The following is a 9,092-nucleotide window of genomic DNA, read 5'->3' as shown; positions in this document are numbered from 1 at the left end:
GTGGAGCATGGCGGGGTGGGCGGTGGGGCGGTTTTTGTCCAGGGCGGTGGTGATGATGGTTCCGGCGCGGGAGGCGATGGTTCCGGCGGCCAGGACCGCGGCGGTGTGTTCGCAGTGCGGGGGTGTGGGCTGGCCGGTGATGCCGGTGCGGGGGAGTACGGCGGTGGCCACGGCGAGGCGGCGGCGGGCTTCGGCGGCGCTGATCCGCAGCCTGACGCGCAGGAACTCGGCGGTGTTCCGGCACCCGTCAGCCACCGGCCCCGGGGCGGGCACCGCCACTGGTGCGGCGGCTTCGGCCCCGGCGGTTTCGGTGCCCCAGCCGGTGGTCCAGCCGGCTGCTTTGAGGGCTGGTCCGGCGGCGTTGATCGCCGCAGTGCGTGTCCTGTCCACCACGGCCGTGGCGAGCAGCTGGAGGTGGCCGACCCGGCGGGAGAGCCCCTCAACGAGGTCGGCGAAATCCGCTGCGTCACCGAATCCGGCCAGTGTCAGCTCCTCAGGCATGCTCTCAACCGCGGCCTCCGCCAACGCCAGACACCGGCGCAGGTCCTCCAACGCCCTGCCTCTGAAGGCAGTATGCCCGCCGGAGAAGGGGGTGGGAGCGAAGTGGCCGCCGGTGAGGGAGCCGCCGACCGAAGCACCGCCGTCGGACGAAGAAGTGTCCGCAACGGCGGTGCTGGAAAGGTGGCCAGGAGCGATAGCCCTGGAGCCAGGGACGCCACTGCGCAACAAACCGGTACGCCGGCGGGGCACTGATGCCCGGCCCGCTGTACCAGCTCTGCGTCCCCCAACGGCGTCCATACGAAGACTCTGCCAGCGGGGTCCGACAATTTAGGGCCCGGGCACCGATCTTTAAGACGGGTGTAGCGTCAGCATTTCGCCGATACTGAACGGAAGGCATGCATATAGTTCCTGAACAGAGTTCGAGAACAGAGCCCATGCACAGGCCGAACCTTGGTTAGTGCCTCTTGGAGTCCACGTTTGTGGCGGCCCCAGCGTCAGTGGCACCACCTTCGTCAGACCAGTCCTGACCCATTGCATCGTTCCGGGCAGGATCGGACTCAACATCAGAAGTAGTGCCGAGATTTACTGTCTCCGGGTGCGTGCTGTGAGCGGGAACGTGCCCGCTGCCCAGCGTATCGCCGCCGGCCCCCGCACCGGTTGAAGCGCCGGTCCCTGAAGCGCCGGTCCCTGAAGTGCTGGTCGCGGACGCGCTAGTCCCGCTTGAGACGGATGTTCCGACTGAGGCGGACGTTCCACCTGACGTGGCGTCGGCTGATTTGGAAGCGTCGCGGTGTATGGCCGAGCTGAGCACGGTTCCGGCGCGGCGTGCTGCTTCGGAGAGCTGGTCGCCCACCTCAGGTGCCTTTTCCTTGACGACCTCGGTGGCTGCGGTGACCTTGTCCTGGACGGGCTTGCTGTCCCAAATGCTTGTTGCCCGTGCTTTGAGTTTGTCGTACGCGGCCCGGCCGGACCTGGATCCGAGAACGTAACCTGCAGCAATTCCGGCGCCGAAGAGAAGTTTGGATTTCATGATGAACTCCTGCTCTTGAGAGGGGTATGTAGATGGAGAAAGTTCAGCCGATGAAGCCTTGCTATGGAAACGGCCCCGGGAAAGTGTCCCGGGGCCGGTTTCCTGCCGTGCTCCGCCTAGCGGACGCTGCGTCGATTGGTGACCATGCCGTAAATCAGCAGGACGATGATTGCCCCGCCGATTGCCAGCAGCCACGTCTGAAGTGAGAAGAATTCCTGGAGTCCGGTGCCGAAAATAAGGCTGCCGAGCCAACCGCCGAGGAATGCTCCGACAACACCAAGCAGCAGTGTGACGAGAATGCCGCCGCCCTGCCGGCCGGGGAGGATCGCCTTAGCAATGGCTCCGGCAATGAGGCCCAGAATCAGAAATGCGAAAAAACCCATTTTATCGTTCCTTCTTCTTCATAGAGGAGGCACCCGGTGTGCCGGGTACGCTTCGTCCTTCTCCCTAATACTAAACATGCTTACTATTTTTCTGCCAGTTGGTTTTCAAAGAATCCTGCCTCGGAGGGGTGTCTCAGGCCGGCCTCAATGCCCTTGGACATCTGAGTTCACGCCCGCCTCAGGCCCTTCATCCAGCGTGTCTATGGCTGTCAGGTCCTCGTGGTCCAGAGTGAAACTAAAGACGTCGATATTTTCTTTCATCCGCTGCGCGTTGCCGGACTTCGGGATGGCCACCAAGCCCTGTTGGATATGCCAGCGGAGCACCACCTGGCTCTCCGTTTTGCCGTGTTTTCTCGCAATTCGCGTGAGCACAGGCGCGGACAACAGGCCAGAACTTGCCCCGAGCGGGCTGTACGACTCCGTGACTATCCCGTGGTGCTCGTGGTAGGCGCAGTCGGCCGACCGCGTGACCGAAGGGTTGAGCTGGATCTGGTTGACGGCGGGGACCACTTCGCTTGCCCACATGAGCTGTTCAAGGTGGGATGGTTTGAAATTCGACACGCCGATGGAACGTGCTTTGCCCTCGGCCTGAAGCCGTTCAAACGTCTTCCACGTCGAGATGAAGTCGCCGCGACGGGGGAGCGGCCAATGGATCAGCAGCAAGTCCACGTAGTCCATATTCAGTCGTTTGAGCGAGCCCTCCAGGCCGGCCACAGCCCTGTCCTCGCCTTGGAACTCACCGTCGAGTTTGGTGGCGATGAAGAATTCTTCCCGGTCTAATCCGCTTGCGCGGATTCCTTCGCCTACTCCGGCTTCGTTGCCGTATTTCACAGCAGTATCAATATGGCGGTATCCGGCTTCCACAGCACGTACGACGGCGTCCGCCACCTCGCGGTCGTTGAGCGGCCAGGTGCCAAGCCCGATTTGCGGTATCCGGTGGCCATCGTTCAGCTCGATTAGCGGTGAGAGTGCCATGCGCAAAGTCTTTCCTATGATCAGGCTTTTGCACAGAGGTGGTCTGGCTCTGCCTGTTCCGGCAGCGGTAGTACTGGTCCTCTGGACTATCCGATGCTGCGCTGATATCCCTTGAAGGTCACCGGTACATGGGCAACGGACCGGGCGCACTGCTTGACCTGCACCTGATGACGGGCAATTCCACGCGAGCACAAGGAGTCCCTCATGAGCGAAACACCCGCCGATCCATCCCAAAGCCCTGGCGAGGGATTTCCGTTTGACCCCACCCAGGATCCGCCCCTGGAAGATCCCGCCGTCCCGCCGCAGGATTCTCCGGGACCGCCAACGGGACCATCGGGCCAGCCTGATGATCCGGCGCTGGAAGATCCGCAGCACCCGCCAGCCAGGAACCGACCGGAGTAATCTATGCCAGGGCAGGCCGCCGCCAGGCAGGGCCATTATCAGGTAGCGCCATCACCAGGCACTGCCCTCACCAGCCGGGCCATCACCATGCGTAGTCTTCAGGGGCGGTGCGGTGGCCCGGGAAGATGCTGTCAAGGCGCTTGAGCGCGTCTTCGTTCAGCGTGACATCCAGGGCCCGAATGGCGGCGTCGAGCTGATCCTGCGTGCGGGGGCCAACGATCGGGGCGGTGACCGCGGGTTGGTGCAGCAGCCAGGCGAGGGCGACATCGCCGGGCTCGTGGCCCAGTTCCGCGGCGAAATCCTCGTACTCGCGGATCTGGACGGAGTGCTTCTTCAGCGTTTCCTGGGCGCGCCCCTCAAGGCGGCGAACGCCGTCGTGCTCCTTGTTCAGCACCCCGCCGAGAAGGCCGCCCTGTAGGGGAGACCAGGGAATAATTCCGAGTCCGTATTGCTGCGCGGCCGGGATCACCTCAAGTTCCACGTTCCTGACAATGAGGTTATAGATGGACTGCTCGCTGACCAGGCCGGTGTAGTTGCGCCGGGCGGCGGACTCCTGCGCCTGGGCGATGTGCCAGCCGGCGAAGTTGCTGCTGCCCGAATAGAGGATCTTGCCTTGCTGGACCGCCACCTCGGTCGCCTGCCAGATTTCGTCCCAGGGCGTGTTCCGGTCCACGTGGTGGAACTGGTAGAGGTCGATGTAGTCGGTCTGCAGGCGCTTCAGGCTGGCATCGAGGGCCCGGCGGATATTGAGTGCCGAGAGCCTGGACTCGTTGGGCCGGTCCGTCATGATGCCGTAGAGCTTGGTTGCGAGCACAGTGCATTCGCGGCGCTCGCCGCCTTTGGCGAACCACCGGCCAATGATTTCCTCGGTCCGGCCGCGGTGCTCCGCCCCGCCATAAACATTGGCTGTGTCGAAGAAGTTGATCCCGGACTCCAGTGCGGAATCCATGATGGCATGGGACGCGGCCTCGTCAGTTCGGGGGCCGAAATTCATGGTGCCGAGGCACAGCCGGGAGACTTTCAGGCCGGAGCGGCCCAGATGGGTGTACTTCATGCAGTGCCGTCCTTGGGCTAGAGCTGGGTAAAGGCGGCAACGGCGGGATCCGCGCCAACCCGGGCATCGGCCTCCAACGCGTTGACCGCCTCGATTTCTGCGGGACCCAGGGAGATGGACGCAGCTGCGATGTTCTCCCGCATGCGGGCGGAGTCGGCGGATTTCGGAATGACGATGGTTCCGGCCGCGAGGTGCCAGGCGAGGACGATCTGAGCGGGAGTGGCGCCCCTGTGCTCGGCCAGTTCCGTCACGGACTTGGCGTTCAGGTCGGCGCCCTGGCCCAAGGGGCTGTAGGCCTCGACTGCGATGCCATGTGAACGGCACTTCGCGGCCAGTGCCGACTGCTGGAATGTCGGGTGGAGCTCGATCTGGTTCACGGCCGGAACGATCTCCGCTGCCGCCAGAAGAGTGTCCAGATGCTCTTCTAGGAAGTTGGAGACGCCGATGGCCCGGACCTGGCTGTTGGCGTAAATCTTTTCCATGGCTTTCCAGGCTTCGGTGTAGAGCCCCTGCGAGGGTACCGGCCAGTGAATCAGGTAGAGGTCAACGTAGTCGAGGCCGAGGGTTTTCCGGCTGTTCTGGAAGGCCTCGTGCGCGTTGCCCTGTTCGCCGTTCCGAAGCTTGGTGGTGATGAACAGTTCTTCCCGTGGAATGCCCGAGGCTGCGATCGCCGCTCCCACCCCTGCCTCGTTCCGGTAGGCTGCGGCGGTATCGATGTGCCGGTAGCCGGCATCGAGGGCGTCCTCAACGATCCGCTGGGTCTCCTCCGGCGGCACTTGGAAGACGCCGAACCCCAGCTGGGGAATGGTAATGCCGTTGTTCAACGTGAGCCGGGGGATGTCCAGGCTCTGGGCGGCAGGGTTGGTGGATTCAGGTGTCAGGGACATGACGGTTCTTCTCCTCGGGGCTCACGGTATCGGAAGCGTTCAGGGACTCGGAAGGTTTACGGGATGTGGCTCTTGGTCGAGCCTATGCACCAGGACGGCCTGCGTCAGCAGTTGTGTGTGCGTGATCCAGGCCCGCGCCGGGAAGAAATTGCCCGGCTCGCAGGTGTGAGCACTGACTACTACACGCGCCTTGTGTTTTCTCCGCAAAACCTGGCTCGCCCTCTGCTGACGCGCTGGCCCTGTTGGGCAGCCTGGGCGCGGAAACGGCGGACGGAGGAGGAGGCAAAGCGCTCCGACGCACCAAGCACGCCCGCCGAAGTGGGAGACCGCTCCACGGCCGCACGGCTCAAACCTTTCCTAGGAGAGCGGCCCGTTGTGCTGCTGCCCATACTCCAGAACGGATTCTGGCCATCCGCCCATTGGGAGTGCGCAGCCACCTTCTTAGCCTTAGAGGAGACCTTCTTCGACCACCAAGGATGGCATTCAACGATGAAACGCATCGCATTGCTCAAGGCACGCCAGGCGCCAGCCGCTTCGACCGGAGCCCACTGCCCGGTATCGGGCCTGTGGACTCCGGACGAGTCGCCGCAGGAAACCCACATGTTCTTCGAGGGCCAGGTCCTTCCCGCCTATCAAGGGGCACCCACGCTATGGCGCCGTCGGCAGGGCAGCCGGGAATCATGAGGTCCCATGTGGGGCTGCAGCAGCGCCCTGCCACAGCCGCCACCCCGCTGGCGCCACACCGTTGGACGGAACTGGCGCCCGGCGAAGAGGTGTGGGTGGAAAGGGCCGGCTACGGCTTCGACTCCGCGCACGTCGACGAGGTCTCCCAGCATCAGGAGCTTCTCTGGGTAGAGTTTGCAGGGCAGGGCCGCCGTCTGTTGTGCGGCGGCGACCCCGTCCAGGTGTGGGCTAAGGACTGATCTGACCAGCTGGGCTGCAGCATCTGGGCCGCCGGCCCTGAATTGTCAGCCCTGACTTGCCAGCCCTGACTTGCCAGCCTGAACTTCAGACTGAACTGTCAGCCCGAATTATCGGAAAATGAATGGTCGGAAATGGCGGAATAAGCCGCACGCCGGAACCGGCGGTGGCAAACAGGGCCGGAGTCAGCGCTCCAGCCGGAAGCCGAGCTTGATGGTGACCTGCCAATCGGCAACCTGGCCGTTGTCGAGGTGGCCGCGGATCTCCTTGACCTCGAACCAATCGAGGTTCCGCAAGGTCTTTGCGGCCTCGGCCAGTCCGTTTCGGACGGCAGCGTCCACGCCTTCGGTGGAGGTCCCGACAATTTCAGAAATGCTGTAGGTGTGATTAGACAACTTCGCTCCTCGTGATCGCCATCGATACCCGGCTGCGGGCCGTTCCTGCAGAGTATCGGAACGAGCGGCCCGGAACTAGGTTTTCGGAAGGAAGGGTTTTCGGGTCTCAGCTTTCAAGGACGTAGCTTCGGAGATCGTCCAGGGTCTGCTGCATGTGGGCATCCATCGCATTCCGGGCACGCTGGGGATCGCGCGCAGCCAGTGCCTCGAAAATGTTCTGGTGATGGCCGATTGCATGCTCCTGGATCTGCGGCACCTTGGAGGTTTCCGTGCGGCGCTTTTCCAGAACCCGGTGGAGCGGTTCGAACAGGACCGCCACAAACACGTTCTCGGAAGCATGCAGGATCAAATCGTGGAAGGCGAGGTCGGCCGCCACAAACCGGGTTACATCGTTTGCCCGGTGGGCGCCCCGCATGTCCTCCACGCGGCCGCGGAGTTCCTCGAGTTCGGCATCGGTGATCCTTTGTGCGGCAAGTTCGCAGGCGCCGGTTTCCAGCATCCGGCGCAGCTCAATAAGCTGAATAGCGGCTGCGGGGCCGTTCTGTCCCTCTGAAGCGGCCCGAAGCACGGCCTCGAGGGATGACCAGCGGTTCAGCGGGTTCACAAACGTGCCGCGGCCACGCTCCACACTGAGGATCCGCTGCGCTTCAAGCGTCTTCATGGCCTCGCGGACGGTCATCCGGCTGACCTCGTGGCGTGCACTGAGTTCCAGCTCGCCGGGCACGCTGGCGCCCGGCGGAAATTCGCCGGCAATAATGCGGTCCAGGAGTTCGTCTGCAACGACGCCCACCAATGATTTGCGTGCCATTTTCCCCGTTCAGTGATTCGCGATCATATGTCTGACAAGTCTACTTGCGCCCGGCTGTGCGTTATGCCACACTAGCATCAAATGCTAGATGTCTGACATCTGATCGAGACATCTCAGAGAACTTTCCGCAATATAGATTCGAACACAATGGAGTGCACTGTGCCCCTTGAAGCAGACATCCTGGCCCCCTACCCTGCGGAGCTCCAGATCCCGGCGCGGCTCGTCGCCAGCTCGCTTGCCGCTTCCGCTGCAACGTCCCCGCGGGTGCTGGTGGTCCTCGACGACGACCCCACCGGAACCCAGTCCGTTTCCGATCTGCCGGTGCTCACCCGCTGGGAAGTAGAAGACTTCACCTGGGCCTTCAATCAGGGTAAGGCCGCCGTATACGTCCTCACCAACACCCGCAGCCTGGATCCGGCAGAAGCCGCGGCTCGGAACGAAGACATTGTCCGCAATGCCCTGGCGGCCGCACGTGCCACCGACGGTGAGGCCGCAGTCCGGCTTGGCTTCGTCAGCCGCAGCGATTCGACGCTGCGCGGGCACTTCCCGCTTGAACCCGACGTCATCGCCGCCACCGTGGCCGCCGAGAGCGGCGAGATGACTGACGGTGTCGTGATTGTCCCCGCCTTCCCCGACGCCGGACGTGTCACCATTGGCGGCATCCACTACATGCGCGGAACCGGGAACGACGCTGGCCAGCTCACGCCGGTTGCGGAGACCGAATTCGCCCGGGATGCGACGTTCGGCTTCGCCAATTCGGAAATGGCCAAGTACGTCGAGGAGAAATCGCATGGCCGCTTCGCCGCGGAGTCGGTGATCGTGCTGGACCTCAACATCATCCGAGCTGGTGCCGCCGGCAACGGCGACGCGGGTGATTCCGAGGTGTCCGCCAAGGCCATCGCCGACGCCATTGAGCCGGCCACCGCCTCGACGCCGATCGTGGCCGACATCGTCACCGAAAATGACCTCCGCGCGCTCGCCCTCGGCCTGGAGGAAGCGGAGCGCCGCGGCAAGAAGCTGCTTTACCGCGTTGGCCCGCCCTTCGTCCGCGCCCGGATCGGGCAGGAGATCCGGACCGAACTCAGCGGCGAGGAAGCCTATGCCGGCAACGTCCCGTCGGAAGCCGGCGGCTTGATCGTCGTCGGTTCGCACGTGGGTGTGACAACGCGCCAGCTGAAGGTCCTGACGGACCAGCACAGCGCAGCCCGAATCGTGGAGATCGACGTCGAGAAGCTGCTCGGAGATGCCGCGGACGCCTACCTTGATGAGACGGTGGACGCCGTCGTCGAGGCCCTCCACAGTGGGGACGTCATCGTCCACACAAGCCGCCTGCTCATCAAGACGGAGGACCCCGCCGAAAGCCTTCGGATCGCGCGCACCGTCTCTGCCGCCGTTGTCGCGGTGGTGAACCGGACGCTGAAGACGTTCCCGCCGCGGTTCGTCATTGCCAAGGGCGGCATCACGTCCTCGGATGTGGCTGCATACGGCCTGGAAATCCGGCACGCGATCGTCCGCGGGCCGATGTTGCCGGGCATCGTCAGTCTGTGGGAACCGGTGCATGGTCCGGCCAAGGGCATTCCGTACATCGTGTTTGCCGGCAACGTCGGCGACGACGATTCGCTGGCCCATGTAACCCGCAAGCTCAGCAACACCTTTGCCCCACGTACCCCCTAACCTCGCTACCTCGGCCAGGGAACCCGGTCCGCGTGGGCCCAGGCTCGATCAGAATTGGAGAA

General features: G+C 63.6%; 12 protein-coding genes. 4 read left to right on the top strand and 8 right to left on the bottom strand.

What is annotated here, in order from left to right:
* From J7E80_RS04920 to J7E80_RS04905, 4 genes are all read right to left on the bottom strand, one after another.
* The coding region (locus J7E80_RS04920) for a DUF222 domain-containing protein (RefSeq protein ID WP_215050356.1) at window positions 1-798 on the bottom strand (798 nt) is incomplete at its 3' end.
* A gap of 157 nt (window positions 799-955) precedes the next feature.
* Complete coding sequence (locus J7E80_RS04915) at window positions 956-1,531, bottom strand: hypothetical protein (RefSeq protein ID WP_215050355.1); 576 nt, start codon at window positions 1,529-1,531, stop codon at window positions 956-958.
* A gap of 116 nt (window positions 1,532-1,647) precedes the next feature.
* Window positions 1,648-1,914: a GlsB/YeaQ/YmgE family stress response membrane protein gene (locus J7E80_RS04910; protein WP_215050354.1), complete on the bottom strand. Its 267-nt coding sequence runs from the start codon at window positions 1,912-1,914 to the stop codon at window positions 1,648-1,650.
* A gap of 144 nt (window positions 1,915-2,058) precedes the next feature.
* Entirely contained in the window at window positions 2,059-2,889 is an 831-nt protein-coding gene (locus tag J7E80_RS04905; RefSeq protein ID WP_215050353.1) for an aldo/keto reductase, read from the bottom strand.
* 204 nt (window positions 2,890-3,093) lie between these two features.
* On the opposite strand from J7E80_RS04905, the gene J7E80_RS04900 reads away from it, so the two are divergent.
* On the top strand, window positions 3,094-3,291 hold the full coding sequence (locus J7E80_RS04900; RefSeq protein WP_215050352.1) for a hypothetical protein: 198 nt from the start codon (window positions 3,094-3,096) through the stop codon (window positions 3,289-3,291).
* An 82-nt stretch (window positions 3,292-3,373) separates the two neighbouring features.
* Here the strand turns inward: J7E80_RS04900 and J7E80_RS04895 are convergent, their stop codons facing one another.
* A complete protein-coding gene (locus tag J7E80_RS04895; RefSeq protein WP_215050351.1) occupies window positions 3,374-4,345 on the bottom strand; it encodes an aldo/keto reductase in 972 nt (323 codons plus the stop codon).
* Between the two features lie 17 nt (window positions 4,346-4,362).
* Window positions 4,363-5,232 (bottom strand): aldo/keto reductase, encoded by an 870-nt coding sequence (locus J7E80_RS04890; RefSeq protein ID WP_215050350.1) that lies wholly within the window; start codon window positions 5,230-5,232, stop codon window positions 4,363-4,365.
* Window positions 5,233-5,721: 489 nt separating this feature from the next.
* Between J7E80_RS04890 and J7E80_RS04885 the strand changes: the two genes are divergently transcribed.
* A complete protein-coding gene (locus J7E80_RS04885; protein WP_215050349.1) occupies window positions 5,722-5,916 on the top strand; it encodes a hypothetical protein in 195 nt (64 codons plus the stop codon).
* Window positions 5,913-6,155 (top strand): hypothetical protein, encoded by a 243-nt coding sequence (locus tag J7E80_RS04880; protein WP_251036452.1) that lies wholly within the window; start codon window positions 5,913-5,915, stop codon window positions 6,153-6,155. The genes J7E80_RS04885 and J7E80_RS04880 overlap by 4 nt, the downstream gene beginning before the upstream one ends.
* Window positions 6,156-6,338: 183 nt before the next feature.
* Here the strand turns inward: J7E80_RS04880 and J7E80_RS04875 are convergent, their stop codons facing one another.
* Together J7E80_RS04875 and J7E80_RS04870 are read right to left on the bottom strand one after the other, a co-directional pair.
* Entirely contained in the window at window positions 6,339-6,548 is a 210-nt protein-coding gene (locus tag J7E80_RS04875) for a dodecin (protein WP_215050348.1), read from the bottom strand.
* Between the two features lie 106 nt (window positions 6,549-6,654).
* Window positions 6,655-7,356, bottom strand: coding sequence for a FadR/GntR family transcriptional regulator (locus tag J7E80_RS04870; protein ID WP_215050347.1), 702 nt, complete (start codon window positions 7,354-7,356; stop codon window positions 6,655-6,657).
* 159 nt (window positions 7,357-7,515) lie between these two features.
* On the opposite strand from J7E80_RS04870, the gene J7E80_RS04865 reads away from it, so the two are divergent.
* Window positions 7,516-9,030 (top strand): four-carbon acid sugar kinase family protein, encoded by a 1,515-nt coding sequence (locus J7E80_RS04865; RefSeq protein ID WP_215050346.1) that lies wholly within the window; start codon window positions 7,516-7,518, stop codon window positions 9,028-9,030.
* Window positions 9,031-9,092: the final 62 nt, after the last annotated feature.

It is taken from the genome of Arthrobacter sp. ISL-28, assembly GCF_018613875.1.
Taxonomy (GTDB): Bacteria; Actinomycetota; Actinomycetes; order Actinomycetales; family Micrococcaceae; genus Arthrobacter.
The sequence above is the reverse complement of the archived record's forward strand: the minus strand, read 5'-3'. Positions and strand labels throughout refer to the sequence as shown.